Source organism: Stenotrophomonas sp. RIT-551, assembly GCF_026241915.1.
Classification (GTDB): Bacteria; Pseudomonadota; Gammaproteobacteria; order Xanthomonadales; family Xanthomonadaceae; genus Stenotrophomonas; species Stenotrophomonas bentonitica_A.
Map to the genome: position 1 here is coordinate 255,260 of NZ_JAPJIU010000002.1, position 16,889 is coordinate 272,148.

14 protein-coding genes, 1 other RNA gene and 1 pseudogene are annotated in these 16,889 nt (G+C 67.2%); 8 read left to right on the plus strand and 8 right to left on the minus strand.

Annotated features, from left to right (window positions below; all coding sequences use genetic code 11):
• Positions 1–5 precede the first annotated feature (5 nt).
• Positions 6–452 (minus strand): division/cell wall cluster transcriptional repressor MraZ, encoded by a 447-nt coding sequence (mraZ, locus tag ORK51_RS03850; protein WP_019182494.1) that lies wholly within the window; start codon positions 450–452, stop codon positions 6–8.
• 324 nt (positions 453–776) lie between these two features.
• Between mraZ and ORK51_RS03855 the strand changes: the two genes are divergently transcribed.
• Together ORK51_RS03855 and rnpB are read left to right on the plus strand one after the other, a co-directional pair.
• On the plus strand, positions 777–1,553 hold the full coding sequence (locus ORK51_RS03855; RefSeq protein WP_266084135.1) for an NRDE family protein: 777 nt from the start codon (positions 777–779) through the stop codon (positions 1,551–1,553).
• Positions 1,554–1,579: 26 nt separating this feature from the next.
• Positions 1,580–1,930, plus strand: an RNA gene (rnpB, locus tag ORK51_RS03860) — RNase P RNA component class A.
• Positions 1,931–2,208: 278 nt separating this feature from the next.
• Here the strand turns inward: rnpB and rsmI are convergent.
• Positions 2,209–3,030, minus strand: coding sequence for a 16S rRNA (cytidine(1402)-2'-O)-methyltransferase (gene rsmI / locus ORK51_RS03865; protein ID WP_266084137.1), 822 nt, complete (start codon positions 3,028–3,030; stop codon positions 2,209–2,211).
• Positions 3,031–3,109: 79 nt separating this feature from the next.
• On the opposite strand from rsmI, the gene ORK51_RS03870 reads away from it, so the two are divergent.
• From ORK51_RS03870 to ORK51_RS03880, 3 genes are all read left to right on the plus strand, one after another.
• A complete protein-coding gene (locus tag ORK51_RS03870; RefSeq protein ID WP_266084139.1) occupies positions 3,110–4,831 on the plus strand; it encodes a penicillin-binding protein activator in 1,722 nt (573 codons plus the stop codon).
• A complete protein-coding gene (locus ORK51_RS03875) occupies positions 4,780–5,205 on the plus strand; it encodes a YraN family protein (RefSeq protein ID WP_323053978.1) in 426 nt (141 codons plus the stop codon). The genes ORK51_RS03870 and ORK51_RS03875 overlap by 52 nt, the downstream gene beginning before the upstream one ends.
• A gap of 88 nt (positions 5,206–5,293) precedes the next feature.
• Entirely contained in the window at positions 5,294–6,679 is a 1,386-nt protein-coding gene (locus tag ORK51_RS03880; RefSeq protein WP_266084141.1) for an FAD-binding oxidoreductase, read from the plus strand.
• Here the strand turns inward: ORK51_RS03880 and ORK51_RS03885 are convergent.
• Complete coding sequence (locus ORK51_RS03885) at positions 6,676–7,770, minus strand: fimbrial protein (RefSeq protein ID WP_266084143.1); 1,095 nt, start codon at positions 7,768–7,770, stop codon at positions 6,676–6,678. The two genes, ORK51_RS03880 and ORK51_RS03885, sit on opposite strands and share 4 nt — an antisense overlap.
• Positions 7,767–8,273, minus strand: coding sequence for a fimbrial protein (locus ORK51_RS03890; RefSeq protein ID WP_266084145.1), 507 nt, complete (start codon positions 8,271–8,273; stop codon positions 7,767–7,769). Before ORK51_RS03890 ends, ORK51_RS03885 begins: the two co-directional genes overlap by 4 nt.
• A 60-nt stretch (positions 8,274–8,333) precedes the next feature.
• Between ORK51_RS03890 and ORK51_RS03895 the strand changes: the two are divergent.
• A pseudogene (locus tag ORK51_RS03895) lies at positions 8,334–8,495 on the plus strand (FAD-linked oxidase C-terminal domain-containing protein); the annotation flags it as partial.
• 161 nt (positions 8,496–8,656) lie between these two features.
• Here the strand turns inward: ORK51_RS03895 and ORK51_RS03900 are convergent.
• From ORK51_RS03900 to ORK51_RS03915, 4 genes are all read right to left on the minus strand, one after another.
• On the minus strand, positions 8,657–10,954 hold the full coding sequence (locus ORK51_RS03900; RefSeq protein WP_266084147.1) for an autotransporter family protein: 2,298 nt from the start codon (positions 10,952–10,954) through the stop codon (positions 8,657–8,659).
• A 229-nt stretch (positions 10,955–11,183) separates the two neighbouring features.
• Positions 11,184–12,122: a fimbrial protein gene (locus ORK51_RS03905; protein WP_266084149.1), complete on the minus strand. Its 939-nt coding sequence runs from the start codon at positions 12,120–12,122 to the stop codon at positions 11,184–11,186.
• Entirely contained in the window at positions 12,115–12,624 is a 510-nt protein-coding gene (locus ORK51_RS03910) for a fimbrial protein (RefSeq protein WP_266084151.1), read from the minus strand. Before ORK51_RS03910 ends, ORK51_RS03905 begins: the two co-directional genes overlap by 8 nt.
• A 30-nt stretch (positions 12,625–12,654) precedes the next feature.
• Entirely contained in the window at positions 12,655–15,150 is a 2,496-nt protein-coding gene (locus ORK51_RS03915; RefSeq protein ID WP_266084153.1) for a fimbria/pilus outer membrane usher protein, read from the minus strand.
• A 363-nt stretch (positions 15,151–15,513) separates the two neighbouring features.
• Between ORK51_RS03915 and ORK51_RS03920 the strand changes: the two genes are divergently transcribed.
• Positions 15,514–16,026, plus strand: a complete 513-nt coding sequence (locus ORK51_RS03920; RefSeq protein ID WP_266084155.1) for a fimbrial protein — start codon at positions 15,514–15,516, stop codon at positions 16,024–16,026.
• A 68-nt stretch (positions 16,027–16,094) separates the two neighbouring features.
• Positions 16,095–16,814: a fimbrial biogenesis chaperone gene (locus ORK51_RS03925; protein ID WP_261997667.1), complete on the plus strand. Its 720-nt coding sequence runs from the start codon at positions 16,095–16,097 to the stop codon at positions 16,812–16,814.
• Positions 16,815–16,889 lie beyond the last annotated feature (75 nt).

The window sequence follows — 16,889 nt, forward strand, 5'->3', positions numbered from 1 at the left end:
CCGGCTCACAACTTCAGGTCGAGCAACCCATCGCCGAGATCCTCGTCAGACAACGTCTGCTGGATCAACGCGCGATGAGCCTGCTCGCTCCACAATTCGAATTTGTCGCCCATACCGAGCAGCACCGCCTTCTTTTCAATGCCAACGGCACCACGGTGGCTGGCGGGAATACTGATGCGGCCGTTGCCGTCCAGCTCCAGATGCGCGGCCGAACCGACCAGCTTCTGTTGCAGGAGGCGCACGACGCGCTGTGTGTTGGGCTTGGACATGACGTCATCACGGACGCGTTCCCATTCCTGTTCGGCGTACAGCCAGAGGCAGCCGGACTCGAACGGGTTGTAGGTCAGGACCAGACGGTTGTTGCTCACACGCGCGACAAGGTCGCGATGCGCGGTCGGAACCGCCATGCGCCCTTTGTCGTCAACAGTGATGGCCGTCTCGCCTTGAAACACGACGTTTTCACCTTTCCTTCGCTTGGTGAAACATTGAACCACGAAAAACCACAAAAAACCCGGTTTCCCCTCTGATTCCCACCTTAGCAGTGCCGATTGGGTTGTCAACAACTTTGCGAAGGGGAAATCACTTTGAACATCAAGGGCTTGCAGCAATGTTTAGAGACTTGTTCAAGGCTTATCCACAAGTTGCTGTTTCGTCTCATTTTTTGAGATTTCGCCGAAGTTCAGGCCTGTGGAGACCGCGTGAAACATCGCCGCGTATTCAGTCCTGACGCGGTCGGCTTCGTCTCGCCGCTGCGCAGAACCGGCACAATGTGAGGCATGTGTCTGCTCGCCCTCGCATGGAAAACACACCCCCTCTGGCAGCTGGTGATGGCCGGCAACCGCGATGAATTCCACGCGCGGCCCACCGCCGCGCTGGCGCGCTGGTCTCCGCCGGATGAAGCCGTGGCCGCCGGCCGCGACCTGCGCTCGGGCGGGACCTGGGCCGGGATCGGCGGGCAGGGCCGGATGGCGGTGGTGACCAACGTCCGCGACCCGCTGGCCCGGCAGACCGGCCCCTCGCGCGGCGCCCTGGTGGCCGGCTACCTGCGCGACGACGCGCCGGCCGCCGTCTTCGCCGACCAGCTCGCCGCGCGCGCGGTGGAATTCGCCCCCTTCAACCTGGTGCTGGCCGACCGCGACAGCTGCCAGTTCCTGGGCAACCATCCCCTGCACCGCCAACCGCTGGCCCCGGGCATCCATGGCGTGTCCAACGGGCCGCTGGACGCGCCGTGGCCGAAAACCGTGACATTGAACGCAGCGCTGCGCGCGTGGGTGGACGCCGGCAGCGAGGACCTGACCCCGCTGTGGGACGCCCTGCGCGATGAGACCCGCGCCGACGACCGCGCCCTGCCCGACACCGGCATCGGCCTGGCGCGCGAGCGCTGGCTGTCCTCCGCCTTCATCCGCAGCCCCGAGTACGGCACCCGCGCCAGCACGATCATCGCGCTGGACGCCAATGGCCACGGCTTCATCGCCGAACGCCGGTTCGATGCGGAGGGTGTCTTCATCGGCGAGACCCGGCTGACGACCACGCAGCTGTCTGCGCCGAGGTGACGTGAATGTGGGACAATGCGCGCGGCGGAGTCGGCCAGACAGTCGCGTCATCCCTTGCGGATGCCGAGGAAAGTCCGGGCTCCACAGGGCAAGGTGCCAGGTAACGCCTGGGCGGCGCGAGCCGACGGAAAGTGCAACAGAAAGATACCGCCTACGTTTCCTTCGGGAAGCCGGTAAGGGTGAAATGGTGCGGTAAGAGCGCACCGCGAGTCTGGTAACAGACCGGCACGGCAAACCCCACCTGGAGCAAGACCAAATAGGGACCTAATGGCGTGGCCCGCGTCGGGTCCGGGTAGGTTGCTTGAGCGCTGCGGTGACGCAGCGCCTAGAAGAATGACTGTCCACGACAAAACCCGGCTTATCGGCCGGCTCCGCCGCTTTTTTCGTCATGACGAAAAAGCCCCAAGGTTTGCAGCGCAAACCTGGGGCCCCGGGCCACCAGCGCCCAATTCCCCGCGGCTGTCGCTGCGCGCCCTTTACTAAAGGGGGCTGTGCATCCATACCGTTGGCGTGGGCCGGCATTCAATCTGCACGCGCGGTAGCCACCCCATGGGTGGCTGCCTCACGTTCTGGCACCGCGTGCAGCCACCCGTGGAGTGGCTCTACCTTCTTTGGCACCGCGTGCAGCCACCCATGGGGTGGCGCGACCGGCCGATCAACCGCCGTACAGGGCTTTTCTGGGGGCACCGGTGAGTTCGGCGGCGAGCTTGGCTGCGGTGGACGGCGGGAGGTGTTCGCTGAGCTTGGCGTACATGCGGCGGCCGGCGGCCAACTGAGCCTCCTCATCGTCGGCCGCGCCCTGCACCATCACCACGAACTCGCCCTTGCGCTGGTTGTCGTCCGCCTCGACCTGCTGCAGCAGCGAGGCCAGGTCGCCGTCCAGCACGGTCTCGAACAGTTTGGTCAGTTCGCGCGCCAGCACCGCCGGCCGCTCGGGCCCGAACGCGGCGACCATGTCCGCCAGCGATTCGGTGATCCGGTGCGAGGATTCGTAGAACACCAGGGTGCGGGTCTCACCGGCCAGCGCGTTGAGGCGCTCGCGGCGGCCGGACGCCTTGGCCGGCAGGAACCCTTCGAAGGTGAAGCGGTCGCTGGGCAGGCCGGCCACGCTCAGTGCGGCAATCGCCGCGCAGGCGCCGGGCACCGGGCTGACCTTGATCCCGGCTTCGCGCGCGGCGCGGACCAGGCGGTAGCCCGGATCGCTCACCAGCGGGGTGCCGGCGTCGCTGACCAGCGCCAGCGACTCACCGGCCAGCAGGCGCGCCACGATCCGCTGCGACAGCGCTTCCTCATTGTGATCGTGCAGCGCCACCAGTGGCTGCTGGATGCCGAAGTGGGCCAGCAGCTGGCCGCTGCGGCGGGTGTCCTCGGCGCAGATCGCGGCCACCGAACGCAGCACGTCCTGTGCCCGCGGGGTCAGATCGGCGAGGTTGCCGATCGGGGTGGCAACGACATACAGCGTGGGGACAGCACTCATCAGCGGCTCTTCCGTGGTCAAGGGTAGAATCGTACCGTTCCCCGGCCACGGCCGCTGCCCCCATCGAATGGACCTGATCATGAACAAGCCCGTCGTAAGGATCTCCGCCCTTTCGTTGTCGCTGATGCTGCTTGCCGGCTGCGCCACGACCAGCTTCACCAGCGCGCCGGAATCGCCGGCCCAGAGCCAGGCCCTGGCCTTGATCGAGCAGGGCAAGCCGCGCGATGCGGCGCTCCAGCTTGAAGCGCTGGCCAACACCCTGCGCGGCAGTGCCCGCAGCGCTGCCCTGGCCGATGCCGCCTTTGCCTGGCACGAAGCCGGCGATGCCACCCGTGCCCGCACGCTGCTGGCCCAGGTCACCGCGCGCCAGCTCAGCGGCGCCAGCCTGCAGCGCTACCAGCTGACCACCGCCGAACTGGCGCTGGCCGACAAGCAGCCGGCGCAGGCGCTGGCCGCGCTGAAGGATTCGGCCGATGCGGTCACCCCCTCGCTGCGCACGCGCTGGCAGCTGGCCCGCGCCAACGCGCTGCAGGCCACGGGTGACAACCTCGGTGCCGCACTCGAGCGCGCCCGTGCGCACGCCGCACTGACCGGCAAGGCGCGCAGCGACAACCAGCAGGCCATCGCCGGCCTGCTCGGCACGCTGGACGATGCCACCCTGCGCGCCCGCGCCGCCGCACTGCCGGCCAATGAGCCGCTGTACAACTTCGCCGGCCGTGCGCTGATCGCCCGCGGCCTGCCGCTGCCGCGTCCATTTGATCGTGAAGCCGCCTCGCAGTTCGATACCAGCAAGCGCCCACCGGCCATGAGCGATGGCTACCGCCCGCCGGTGAAGATGGCCGTGCTGCTGCCGCTCAGCGGCCGCCTGGCCACCGCCGCGCAGCCGGTCCGCGATGGCCTGCTCAGCGGTTACTACGGTGAAACCCGCCGCCGCCCGGACATCCAGTTCATCGATACCGCCGGCACCGCGGCCGGGGCCGTGGCGGCCTACGACAAGGCCGTGACCACCGGCGCCGATTTCATCGTCGGCCCGCTCGGCCGCGACGAAGTGGATGCCGTGTTCGGCCGCCGCGAGCTGCCGGTGCCGGTGCTGGCGCTGAACCGCGGCAAGGACACCCCGCCGGCCGGCAGCGCCGGTTTCTCGCTGGCCCCGGAAGACGACGGCATCATCGCCGCCGAGTATCTTCGCGGCCGCGAGCGCAGCAAGGTGCTGGTGATCCACAGCAACGATGACAACGGCCGCCGTGCCGCTGCCGCCTTCCGCGAGCGCTTCGCGCAGCGTGGTGGCCAGGTGGTGGCGACGATCGGCGTCAGCGACACCGTCGGTGATATCGGCGCGCAGGTGCGTGCCGCCGGTGCCATCGACGGCGTGCTGCTGGCGGTCAGGGCACCGCAGGCGCGTGCGCTGACGCCGCAACTCGCACTGGCCGGTGCGGGCGGCGCCACCCGCGTCGGCACCTCCCAGCTCACCGTCGGCGCCGGCAAGCCCGAAGAAGACATGGCGCTGGACGGCATCGTCTACCCGAACGAAGCCTGGAACGTGCGCGGCGTGCCCGGCCTGCCAGCCGCTTCCACCGCCGGGCAGATCCTGCCCTCGGCACGTGGCGCCTCCGGTCGGCTGTTCGCGTTTGGTTTCGACGCCTGGAAGATCAGCGCCTACCTGGACAAGGTCGCCACCGAAGGCGGCCTGGCCGGCGCCACCGGCACCCTGTTCCTGGACAGCAACGGCAACGTGCTGCGGGTACCGGCATGGTCGACCTTCAGCGGCGGCCGGCCGATGCCGATCGCCAGCAGCAACTGATCGGCGTGCCGACAGGGCGCGCGCTACGTGGCGCGGCGGTGGAAGCCGCCGCGCAGCAGCATCTCCGTGAGGCCGGACTGCGCCCGGTCACCACCAACGCGCGTTATCGCCGCGGTGAGATCGACCTGATCATGCGCGACGGCGATGTCGTCGTGTTCGTGGAAGTGCGCTACCGCGCCAGTGCCCGCTTTGGCGGCGGCGCGGCCTCGGTGGACCTGCGCAAGCGACGCAAGCTGGTGATCGCCGCGCAATTGTTCCTGCAATCGCATCCCTGGCTGGCCGAGCAGCCCTGCCGCTTCGACGTGGTTGAAGGCAGTGGCGAGCCGCCGCAGCTGAACTGGCTGCGCGACGCGTTCCGGCTGGAAGACTGCTGATGCCGGCGAGCGTTGTTACCCGCGCCTCATTCCACCGCCGTCGTGGTGCGCCGCGCCGATGCGCCCCAGCCGATACCCGGACCCGATGATGACCACCGCCCTGCCCGCTGCGTTTGCTGCCACCCTGCATGCCCTGCTTGGCGAGGACGGCTGGCGCACCGATGACCGCGCACTGGACGCACATGCGCAGGACAACTCGTGGCGGCACACGCTGCCGGCCGGTGTCGCCTTCCCGCGCGATCGCGGGCAGGTGGTCGCCCTGGTCCGCGCCTGCCGCGAGCACCACATCGCCCTGGTCGCACGTGGCGCCGGTACCGGCACCACCGGCGCGGCGGTGCCGATCGAAGGCAGCATCGTGCTCTCGTTCGCGCGCATGAACCGTATCCTCGCCATCCAGCCCGGCGACCGCTGCGCGGTGGTCGAACCCGGCGTGCTCAACGGCGACCTGCAGCAGGCACTGATGCCTCATGGTCTGTTCTGGCCACCAGACCCTTCCAGCGCGGAGATCTGCAGCATCGGCGGCAACCTGGCCTGCAACGCAGGCGGCCCGCGCGCGGTGAAGTACGGCACCAGCCGCGACAACGTGCTGGGCCTGGTGGCGGTGACCGGTGCCGGCGAACTGATCACCTGCGGCGGGCCGTACACCAAGGATGCCACCGGCTACGACCTGACCCATCTGCTTGTGGGCAGCGAAGGCACGCTGGCGCTGATCGTGGAGGCGACCTTGAAGCTGACCCCGCTGCCGGTGACACAGGCCGGGCTGCGCGTGCTGTACCGCGATGCCGATGCCGCCGCCGCGGCCGTGTCACGCCTGATGTCGCAGCCGGTGGTCCCCACGCGGTTGGAGTTCATGGACGCGCGCAGCCTGGAACTGCTGCGGCTCAACGGCGCCGACGTACCCGAGGCGGGCGCCATGCTGCTGGTGGAAGCCGACGGCGACCACGACACCCTGCCCTACCTGCTGCAGGCGCTGGCTGCTGCTGCCGAGGGTGACGGCATGATCACGCTGGACGTGGCCATGGAAGGGGCCGCGCGCGAAAAACTGTGGGCCGCACGCAAGGCGTTGTCCCCGGCACTGCGGACCGTCGCGCCGGGCAAGATCAATGAAGACGTGGTGGTGCCGGTGTCGCGCATTCCGGACCTGGTGTCTGGCGTGCAGGCGCTTGCACGCGACCACACGCTGACCATCGTCACCTTCGGTCATGCCGGCAACGGCAACCTGCACGTCAACATCCTCTACCACCCGGACGATGCCGACGAAAACGCACGCGCGCACGCCGCACTGCCGAACATCTTTGCGCTGACGCTGGCGCTGGGTGGCACGTTGTCGGGTGAGCATGGGATCGGCCTGGCCAAGCGCGACTTCATGGCGCAGGCGTTCACGCCGGCCACGCTGGCGACGATGCGCGCGATCAAGGCCGCGTTGGATCCGGATGGCATCCTCAACCCGGGCAAGGTGCTGCCGCCGGCTTAGCGATAGGTGGCGGTCAACACCGCCTCCCCGACGATCTGGCCAGGGCGAAGGGGATCGCTCGTGCGGACATAGCGCGCGGTGAAGGGAATGTCCTGGCTGCCCTTGCTGGACCCACCATGCCGCCACGACTGGCCGAACTGGACCGGGCTGCCACCGCGCAGCATCTCCACGCGTACGCCCCCCGCATCGGAACCAGACGCCGGTGCCAGCACGCTGCCTCGGTTGGCGGCGTCGTTCGCATCGGCCAGCACCATCTCGACGTCGATGTTCGCACTGGGGCAGCTCATGCTCATCACCACTGGCTTCTCGCCTGCATCGCTGCCGACCACGGCCAGCTGGTCGGCCGACACCGGATCAAGCGTACGCGCGGTGTCGCTCAGGGTGCAGGTCAGCACCGGCACATTCACCTCCAACCGGATGTGATGCTGGATGCGCTGGCTCGGGTCGCTGTCGCTCCAGGAAGTAGCGGTGCCGAGATGGGTCATGGGAATGCTCTCCATCGCGCCACCGCGGAAGAACAACATCACATACATAGACACGTCCACCGGCTCGTCAGCGTTGGAGACGATACCGGGGTTACGAAACGGTGTTCCCACCGAGACGGCTTGCTGGCTGGCACGCCAAGCGCTGTTGTGCGAAGTACTGACCGAGTGCATGAAACCGATCAACGGCGATCGCGGACCCAAGCTGTAGACGCTGTAGGTACGGCCGTCTTCTGCGGCAATCTCACGCTCGTATGTGAGACCGGTCAGTGGCAGCTCGAGCTGAAACGCACTCTGGCCAGCGTCACAGCGATAGGCGTCAGCAACTGCTCCGTGCGAAAGTGCGACAAAGCGCCTGTCTGGCAAGTCCAGGTTCGGCATGGTCCGGCTGATGGTCATGTCCTGGTCGCCCGGGTTCAACCGTACGCAGGCGGCGGATGCCTGCGCGGCGCCGAACACGACACTTAGCGCACAGACCAGGCGCGTCCACGACCGCAGCGTGCTGCCTCGCGCGGCGCCAGCAAGAAAGCCATCGCGATGACGGCACATCTCAGGGACGGCTCGACGGGCGGGCAGGATCATCCTTCGCAGTGGCATTACGCGGCTCATTCGTAGTCCGCCGTCACGATGATCTCGGCTTGCACCGCGCCGGCCGTCAGCCCCCCGAGCACCGGCAGGTAGTAACCCGCACGCAACGCATAGCTGGCCGTCGCGCCGGTCACCGGCACGTCGATGCCGGTATCGCCGCGCTTGAGGTAGGTACTGCCGGTGGCGCCTGCCAGCAGGGCGATCGATACGCCATCGGCCGCATCGGTGCTGGCGGTGTTCTTCCAGCGTGCGGCATCGCCATCGGCGGCGGTACCGTCGAAGGACAACACCGCCTTGCTCACGCCCACGCAGCCGGTGAAATTCAAGACGCCGGCCTTGAGCAGATTGTCACCCTGGGTGAGGTCATTGGCATTGACCGGATCCAGCGTGATCGCCGGTGCATCCAGCGTGCATGTGCCCGGCAGCACGCGGCCGCTGATGGTGAGGGTGGCGGTATCGGCGAACGTGGCCGGGGCAAAGGCCAGCAACGCGGCGACCAGCACGATACGGTGGGAGTTCAACATGGGGGTGCTCCTGCAGAGGAAGGGCATGAGAGGAAGGTCAATCAGCGCGTGCCGCGGCGGCTGGGCGGCACGCTGTCGGGCGAACACGGCATCGGCCTGGCCAAGCGCGACTTCATGGCGAAGGCGTTCACCCCGGAAACGCTGGCGACGATGCGCGCGATCAAGGCCGCGCTGGATCCGGATGGCATCCTCAACCCGGGCAAGGTGCTGCCGCCGGCTTAGCGATTGGTGGCGGTCAACACCGCCCCGACCGGCGCATGCGAAGGGCTGTTTTTTGCCTGCCGTGCGTTGGCCGAGCACGCGGCTATGCGGCGCACGCGGCATGAGTGGGCACGCAGAAGGGGGATCCCTTTGCAACGCAAAGGGATCCGACCCCACAGGGTTTACCAGCTGTAGCTCAGGCCCACCTGGGCGCTGGTCTGGTGGTAACCCGAGGCACGCTGCAACGACAGCCCACCCCACGCGCCCACGCCATTGGCAAATTTCAGCGACGCACCGGCACTGAACTCGCCACGGCTGCGTGGAATGCGCGCGTCCACCGCCTCATCGTCCATCAGCACGCCCGACGCCGCACGCTGGTGCAGCCAGTGCGCAGCCACATACGGCTGCACCTGCGCGGCGCTCGTGCCCCACCGGGTCACGCCGGAAAGGCGCACGCCCGCACGGCCGAACAACCCATCAGCATCACGCGTGGTCACAACCGTGCCGTTGGCTTCGGTGTGGCGCAGGTCATCCCAGCGGTTGTACCCGACCTGCAGCTGCGGCTCCAGGTAGAGGCCACCGTTGGCAGCACCACCTACGCGCACCGCATAACCCGCTTCCACCGCGCCCTGCCACGCCTTGCTGTCATAGCGCTCCGGGGTCAGGGCCAGGCCTTCAACCCGGTTGCGGAACTGCGAACGCTGCAGCGAACCATCCACATAGAACCCTGCATACGGATCTTCATGCGGTGCACGCCAGGTGCCATACACACCCAGTGCGGCGCCCTTCACCTTGCCGCGCGCGTAGTAGCCGGTCAGCGCATTGGTGGAGGTGCTGCCGGCGTTGCCGGCCGACAGCATGACGCCGAAGGCGCTGCCGTTGGGGTTGCGCAGCAGGTCTGCCCCCACGCTCAGCGCCTGGCTGTTGCCCTGCACATCCAGCTGGCGGCTGACCGCATCGAAGCCACTACGCGAACCATCCACCCGCGCCCAGCCGCGGCCACCGTTCTGGCCTGCCTGGCGGTCGTGGTAGCCCAGGCGGAACATCACCTGCGAAGCGGTCAGATTGGCCAGGTAGGCACCGCCTTCCGGGCGCAGCACCGGTACTACCGGGCCGCCGCAGTCGGGCAGCGTCGGATCGGCATCGCACGGGTCCGGCGTGGTCGGCAGCTGCGAGCGCAGGTACCAGTTGCCCTCGCCACCGGCCACGCCACCCTTGTGCAGGAAGTACTCGTACTGCCCGCCCACCGCGCGCCCGGCCAGATCGAACTGGCCGTTGGATGCCCCATCCACGCGGATCAGCTCGATGCCATCCACCGTCTGCGCGCCGGCGCCGCCCACATTGTTGACCGCCACCTTGGCGGTGCCGCTGGTATCGCCCAGCACGTGCAGCAGGTCGGTGTTGGACCCATCGGCGCCCAGCACGGTGTTGAACAGCACGGTGCCGCCGTTGCCGGTGAAGGTGTCCACGCTGAGCGTATTGAAGGTGCCACCATCGCCCAGCGCCAGCGTGCCGCCATCGTTGAGCGCCAGCGTGCCCACGCTGCTGTCGCCGCTCATCTGCCAATGGCCGCCGTTGTCCAGCGTGGCGCTGGTGACGTTGGTGAACGCACCGGTGATGCTGCCGCCGTTGGACAACGTCACGTGGCCCTGGCTGCCATCGTCGCCCACCACGATGTTGCCGCGCAGAGCGCTGGATTGAACGTCGAAGTGGGCGATGGGCAGGTCAGTACCCGTCGTCGACACCTCCAGCAGGTTGCCATTGCCGCCGATCAACTGGCTGCCATTGCGCACGGCAATCCGTGCCTCAGCCGAAGCGCCGCCGCTGGAGGTTCCCAGTACCGAGATGGCCGGTCCGGCAAGGCCTTCCACGGTCGAGCCGTCGATGACGTTCTCACCGGGCGCATCCATGCTGATGTCGCCCACCCTGAGCCGGATGCCGGCGGCTACGCCCTCAATGCGGCTGCCGCCAAGGACGCTGAGGCGACCACCGAACGAGTTGATGCCAACGTTGCCACCCGCGACGGAGGTATTGGAGAGCGTCAGCTCCGTGCGGGAACCCATGTTCACCGCATTGACGTCGGATCGGATCGTACTGCCACTGACGTTCACCGTCGTCCTTTCTGGCGAAGTGTCGGAATATAAGAGCCGCAAGGCCTCACGATTGGTGCTGGTCAGGGATGAATTGGAGATGGTGGCCGTACCCAGGACGCCCACGGTAGAGCCCGTACCGGAGACCGTAGCGCCATCCATCAGCAGGGTCCCTGCGCCGTTCATGGAAATGTCGATGAGCTGCGCGCCCGGCTGCACGATCAGCGTGCCGCCGGTTCCCACCGTCCAGCGTTCGGCAGGCGCCCCCGGCCCCAACACTACTTCACCATCGGCCGGAACTACGCCGGCAAAGGCAGCGGGGGTCGCGGCCACGGTGGCGAGGGCGGCCATGAGGGCCAGGGTCAATCGGCGGTGCTGAATGGGATTCATGGAAGCGTTCCTGTTTGAAGGATCAGGCAGCCAAACCCGCGCAGCTGCGTAGGCCGGTAATGGCCGCTACTGTGTCCGTCGTGCCGAATCAATCACATTCAATTAGTTGTAAAAATGTGCGATTGCGACAACAAGTTACGTTTTGTTAATACTGGCGCGCAGGAACGTGATGGATATGTGAGCGGCGTTGCCGGCATGCCTGGACCAACTGCCGCCCGCACGACGCGCCCTACCAGTAATCCACGTTCAGCACGGCTTCGCCTTTGATCTGACCGGGCTTCAGGGCTTCATTCAACCGGATATAGCGTGCGGTGAACGGATGGTCGTGCACGCCGCCGGTACCCGGATCGAAGTCCCACGATTGTCCGAACTGCATCTCCCTGCCATTGCGCAGCAATTGCACCCGCACCCCCTGGGCGTCCGAATCGGCTGTGGGCGTCAGCTGACTCCCCGTATTTCCCGCGTCGCCAGCATCGACCAGCGTCATGCGCGCACGCGGCGGGTCGATACCGCAGTTCATGCGGATCGCCACCACTTTCTCACGGGCCGTACTGCCGGGCGTCGACAGCTCCGCTATCTGAACCTCCTGGAGGGTTTCGTCGACGTCCTGCAACGGGCAGGTCGTTGCCGGAAATTCGATGCGCAGACGCACCGGCATGACGGTGTTGACGGCCGGCCTCTCCACTGAGGTCATCGTCAGCGTCCCGCGGGTCTCGAAGGTGCGCATCCGGCCGCCCCGGCTGAAAACATAGAACTGTGGCGCGAATGCTGCGCGGCCCTCCCCGCTGACGTCCGCCAGATAGGGAACCTCCTCCCCATTGCGCAGCGCCACTTGGTCCCATCCGAACGTCTGCACTTGGGTGACCGCAAGCAATGCCGAATCCGGCGATGCCTCATACGCCGGCATGACGATTCCGTTGTAGGTGACATCCCCTACCGGCAGCAGATCCGGCATGTCCAAGCGGACACTGGTCTGGAACGGCGGACCGACGCAATCCAGGATGGTGATGGCCCCCGGAACCTGCCACATCCATACCTTGGGCGCTTCGGGGTAAGTGTCATACCGCAGATCCCGGTCCACTGGCCACATGGTGGTGGAGCAGGCCTGGGCGCCCCCCGCAACCAGACAGGCACCGAGCATTACCCAGGATGCGCTACGTTTACTCATAGTCTGCCGTCACCGTAATCTCGGTCTGCACCGCACCCGCGTTCGCCGCCCCCACCGTGGGCAGGTAGTAGCCGGCGCGCAGGGCGAAGGTGGCGGTCGAACCTGTCACCGGCACGTCGATGCCGGTATCGCCGTTCTTCAGATAGGTCGTGCCCGTGGCGCCCTGCAGCAGCGCAATGGAGACGCCATCGGCCGCATCGGCGGCAGCCGTATTCTTCCAGCGCTCTGCGTCGCCATCAGCGGCGGTACCGGCGAAGGACAGCGTGGCCTTGTTCACGCCCACGCAACCGCTGAAATCGAGGCTGCCGGTCTTGAGCTTGTTGTCGCCCTGGGTGAGCTCGTCGGCTTTCACCGGATCCAGCGCGATGGCGGGCGCGTTCAACGTGCAGGTACCCGGCAGCACGCGGCCGCTGATGGTCAGCGTGGCGGTATCGGCCAACGCGGTGGGCGTAGTGGCAATCAATGCGAGGAGGGTGGCGCTACGCAGGGCAACAGCATTCATGGGGAATCTCCTGTGGAAGGGAATGGCGGATCAGGGGGTTGCGGGAGCGGCGGCCTGCAGGCCCCGCACGGGGGCAGCCAAGGGCACGCACAGCGCCTGGCTCCACGACAGGCCATAGCCATCGGGCGCACCGGGCATGCGGTATTCCAGACGGCAGCGCTGCGTGCCGTCCGGGTCGACAATCAATGCGCCGGCATCGTGCGCACCGCGCAGCTGGATGACGCCGCCCTGCCCGACGGCGCCCTTGGGCGTGCCGGATTCGTCTTCCACCCGCGCAGCGAACGGCAACGGCTGGCCGAGGGCATCGGTGGCGTCGATGAACAAGATGCGCTCGCGACGCGCGCCGAATTCCACACGCACGATGCTGCCCGCCGTGGGCGCTACCCGCTGCGAGGTCTGCAGCAGTTCCACCTCGATCGGCAGGCCGGACGGGTCCAGATCGATCTGGTTCCAGCGGTACGGACTGATGTGCGGCAGCAGCGCGTAGCCATTGCCAGCCACGCGCACCTGGCCGCCATGGCCGACGCGCGCGCCCTGCGCGCCATCGGCATGGATGAGCACAAAGCCCTCGCCCGCCGGCGGGCCCAGGTTCATGCCGCCGCGATGCAGGGCGACGCTGCCGCTGGCACCCAGCGACAGGGCGCGGTAAATACCGCTGCGGCCGTAGCCCGCGGTGACGTTGCCACGGCTGCCCTGGTACGCGGCGTAGGCGCTGGCGTTGCCCTGGCTGCCGTTGCCGTCGCTTGCCGACAAGCTGTAGCTGAATGCACGGTGTTCGCCCAGTACGCCGTGGATGCCCAGCTGTGCCTGCGTGCCGCTGGCGGCATGGCTGAGTTGGGTGCCCAGGCGCGGCGTGTTGGGGCTGCGGCCAAGTGGCACGCTGACGGTAAGCGCATAGCGCGTGTCCTGGTGCCCTTCGCCGATCTGGTAGCGCAGCGCGGAGACGCCGATGTTGGCCACGGCCACCACGGTCTGCATGCCCAGCTGCACGTCGTTGTGGCGGCGTGCGCTGTCCCAGTACCGGGTATGACCACCGCTGAGGTACAGCGTGCTGCGCTGGCCCAGCTTCTGCGAGAAGTTCATCTGGTAGCGCTGGCGGGCGCGGCTGGCATAGCCCCAATCGTCACTGCGTACGCGTGCGAAATCGCCCAGCGACAGGTAGCCACGTGTGCTGTAGCGGTAAGCGGCCAGACCGAAGTTGGTACCGCTGCGCGCGACGTAGCGCTGGTAGTTGATGCGAAGGCTGTTGCCGCTGACCGGCCCGGCATGCAGCGGCTGCGCGCGCGAATGGGTAACGTCGGCACCGAAGGCACCCACTGGTGTGTTGAACGCTGCGCCGGCCAGCAGCGAGCGGTAATCTTCGCCCAACTGGGCGCCGCCCAGCAGGGTCAGTCGGTTGCTGATGCCGCGTGCGTAGGTGGCTTCGGCAAAGCGCAGTTCTTCCCAGCGATCGCTGGTGTCGCGCAGCTGGCCCACGGTGGCGCTGAAACGGCTGGCGCCGGGACGCAACGCCTGCGGCACGGCGGAGAAGTTGACGTTGAAACGCTGCTCGCGACCGTCAGGCTCGGTAACGGTCACTTCAAGATCGCCACCGAAATGGGTGGGATACAGATCCTCGATGACGAACGGGCCCGGCGCCACCGTGGTTTCGTGGATGACGTTGCCGTTCTGGCGGATGCGCACCACTGCGTTGCCCTCGGCAATGCCACGCACGACCGGCGCAAAGCCGCGCAGCGAGTCCGGCAACATGCGCTCGTCGCTGGCCACGCGCAGGCCGGTGAAGGCCACGCTCTCGAAAAGCTCGCCGCCGGTGTTGCTTTCGCCCAGCAGCAGCTGGCTGTTCCAGCCGGTCAGTTCGCGCTGCAGCGTACTGCCGATCACATCGCGGCGGTGACCGTCGCTGCCATGGCTGATGGACGAGCGATGCCGCAGTCGCCACGCGCCCAGGTTCAGGCCGGCGTTGACGCCGAGGTAGGTGCTGTCGCGGCCACCGCTGCGGGTGTGGTTTAGGCTGTAATCGAAGAAGCCGGCAGTGATGCCACGATCGCGCTGGTCCGGTGCCACATGGCCGCGCGCGCGACGCGCCTGCGCCGCCTGCGGAAGACCGATGCGCAGCTGCAGCGTACTGCTGTCAATCGCCACGGTGGCGCCGTCGATCAGGCCGGGCAGATCGATGCAGGCGTCGGGGCCATCACCCAGCTGGGCACGGATGTCGTCCTTCAGATCCAGCTGACGCACTACTGCCGTGGGCAGGCACATCACGCCATCGCGCACACCGATATCCACGTTGCGCTGAAAGGCGTCGTTGACCAGCAGCTCCAGCGGGTAGTGGCCATCGGGTAATGGATTGCCCTGCGCGTAGCGCTGCATGTCGATGGCCTGGCCACCGATGAGGAAGCCGTCGCTGAACTCCACATCATCGGCAGCCGCCGACGCGATACCGGTCGAGCACAGCACGATGGCGACGGCCGCACACAAGGCCCGGCGCGGTACAGGAAGGGGGGTGGGAGAGGAACGCAGTGTCATGGAGGAATTTCAGGTTGCGGCCCGCACAGGCGCGAACGTCGCAGCGAAGATTAGGCAGGCGTGTCCCACATGCCCATGCAACTTGTTGCAATTCCAGCAAGGCCGCTCCCGGCCATGCGCACGTGGCGAGCGCCAAGGCTTCGCGTCTGGTCCGACCTGCGTACGAAGGCCGATCACCTCATCGCGCGCACGTGTCGACGCAGCGTCTGCTCATCGAGTGGACTGCCTGCGACGTCGTGTATCCGCGCCTCCTTTTGCAACTAGTTGCATTGGTTGTCCGCCGCCCCGCCTGCAGACTGCGCGCTGTCGATCGGGCGCCGAGCGTTCGTCGGCGTTCCTTTTCTGATCTACCAAGAGAATCCCATGTCGAACATCATCCGCGCGCTGGGCGCTTGCCTGCTCGTTGCCGTTGCGCCATCCGTCTTCGCCGAGAAGCTGGAGATCACCGGCGAGATCATGCCCACCACCTGCGAGGTGCAGGCTGCCGCTGGCACCATCACCGTGCCGATGGGCAAGGTTGAACTGACCTCGATCAATGCCGATACCCGTGCTGGCCAGAAGAACTTCAGCATCCTGCTGGACTGCTCCGGCTCGGGCGCCGCGCAGGACGTAGGCGTGCGCTTCGGTGGCGCGCCGCATGGCACCACCGGCAACCTGGCGCTGAATGCTGGCTCGAGCGCCACCAACGTGGGCGTTGCGCTGTACGACTTCGCCGGCAACCACCAGAAGATCGGTGAGGACCCGGTGCAGTGGGTGACCATCCCCGCCGCCGGCAGCGGCCAGCTTGACTACAGCGCGTGGTACGCCTCGCCGAGCCAGAATGCCACCGCCGGTAGCGCCAATGCGTCCGGTGATTTCGTGGTCGTCTACAAGTAAGCCCGCGCCTGTTTCCGGCCCGGCCCGGCCCGGTCCGGGCCGGAAACAGCTTGTACAAGAGTCAAGCCATGAATCTCCGAGCAACCGTGTGTGTCGCCCTGCTGGCTGGCGCGATATCGATCCCTGCGCATGCCGCCGTGACCCTGCAGGGCACGCGCATCGTGCATGACGCGAGCAAAGGCCGCGACGTGACCGTGCAGGCCAGCAATCGCGGCGAACAGCCCGCTATGGTGCAGGTGTGGATCGACAACGGTGACAGCCAGGCACGACCCGAGCATGTGCGTACGCCGTTCCGGCTGACCCCGGCCGAACCGCGCCTGCTGCAGGCACATCAGGGCCAGGCGTTCCGCGTCACCTATGCCCCACGCCCGGGCGAAGCGCCGCTGCCAACCGATCGCGAATCCCTGTTCTATTTCAATCTGTTGGACATCCCGCCCAAGCCCAAGGACGCCGCGGGCAGGAACCTGTTGCAGTTTGCGGTGCGCACGCGGGTGAAGCTGTTTCATCGGCCCGAAGGATTGCAGGGTGCGGCGCGCGATGCCGCGGCGGCATTGCAGTGGTCGGCCGATGGCGACGCATTGCAGGTACGCAACCCCAGCGCCTACCACGTGACACTGAGCACGCTCACCCTGGCCGATGGCCGCAAGCTGGACGTGGACATGATCGCGCCGGGCACTGAGGTACGGTTGCCGTTGCCGCAGGGCACGACGATGCCGGCCACGGTGAGCTTCCAGTGGTTGGACGATTACGGCACGCCGCGCAACCACGATGCGCCCGTAGGCCCATGAGCACCGCACTCGTGCAACCTGGTTCCCGCGTCGCTTCGGCCTTTGGTGGCTGCGGGGCGGACGCTTACCTGTACG

What these genes read in the sequence shown, in the direction of transcription:
- ORK51_RS03910 (WP_266084151.1), bottom strand. Translation starts at nt 12,624, where the DNA reads ATGAATGCTGTTGCCCTGCGTAGCGCCACCCTCCTCGCATTGATTGCC.
- rsmI (WP_266084137.1), bottom strand. Translation starts at nt 3,030, where the DNA reads ATGAGTGCTGTCCCCACGCTGTATGTCGTTGCCACCCCGATCGGCAAC.
- ORK51_RS03900 (WP_266084147.1), bottom strand. Translation starts at nt 10,954, where the DNA reads ATGAATCCCATTCAGCACCGCCGATTGACCCTGGCCCTCATGGCCGCC.
- ORK51_RS03880 (WP_266084141.1), top strand. Translation starts at nt 5,294, where the DNA reads ATGACCACCGCCCTGCCCGCTGCGTTTGCTGCCACCCTGCATGCCCTG.
- ORK51_RS03915 (WP_266084153.1), bottom strand. Translation starts at nt 15,150, where the DNA reads ATGACACTGCGTTCCTCTCCCACCCCCCTTCCTGTACCGCGCCGGGCC.
- ORK51_RS03890 (WP_266084145.1), bottom strand. Translation starts at nt 8,273, where the DNA reads ATGTTGAACTCCCACCGTATCGTGCTGGTCGCCGCGTTGCTGGCCTTT.
- ORK51_RS03905 (WP_266084149.1), bottom strand. Translation starts at nt 12,122, where the DNA reads ATGAGTAAACGTAGCGCATCCTGGGTAATGCTCGGTGCCTGTCTGGTT.
- ORK51_RS03875 (WP_323053978.1), top strand. Translation starts at nt 4,780, where the DNA reads ATGGTCGACCTTCAGCGGCGGCCGGCCGATGCCGATCGCCAGCAGCAA.
- ORK51_RS03925 (WP_261997667.1), top strand. Translation starts at nt 16,095, where the DNA reads ATGAATCTCCGAGCAACCGTGTGTGTCGCCCTGCTGGCTGGCGCGATA.
- ORK51_RS03885 (WP_266084143.1), bottom strand. Translation starts at nt 7,770, where the DNA reads ATGAGCCGCGTAATGCCACTGCGAAGGATGATCCTGCCCGCCCGTCGA.
- ORK51_RS03870 (WP_266084139.1), top strand. Translation starts at nt 3,110, where the DNA reads ATGAACAAGCCCGTCGTAAGGATCTCCGCCCTTTCGTTGTCGCTGATG.
- ORK51_RS03920 (WP_266084155.1), top strand. Translation starts at nt 15,514, where the DNA reads ATGTCGAACATCATCCGCGCGCTGGGCGCTTGCCTGCTCGTTGCCGTT.
- ORK51_RS03855 (WP_266084135.1), top strand. Translation starts at nt 777, where the DNA reads ATGTGTCTGCTCGCCCTCGCATGGAAAACACACCCCCTCTGGCAGCTG.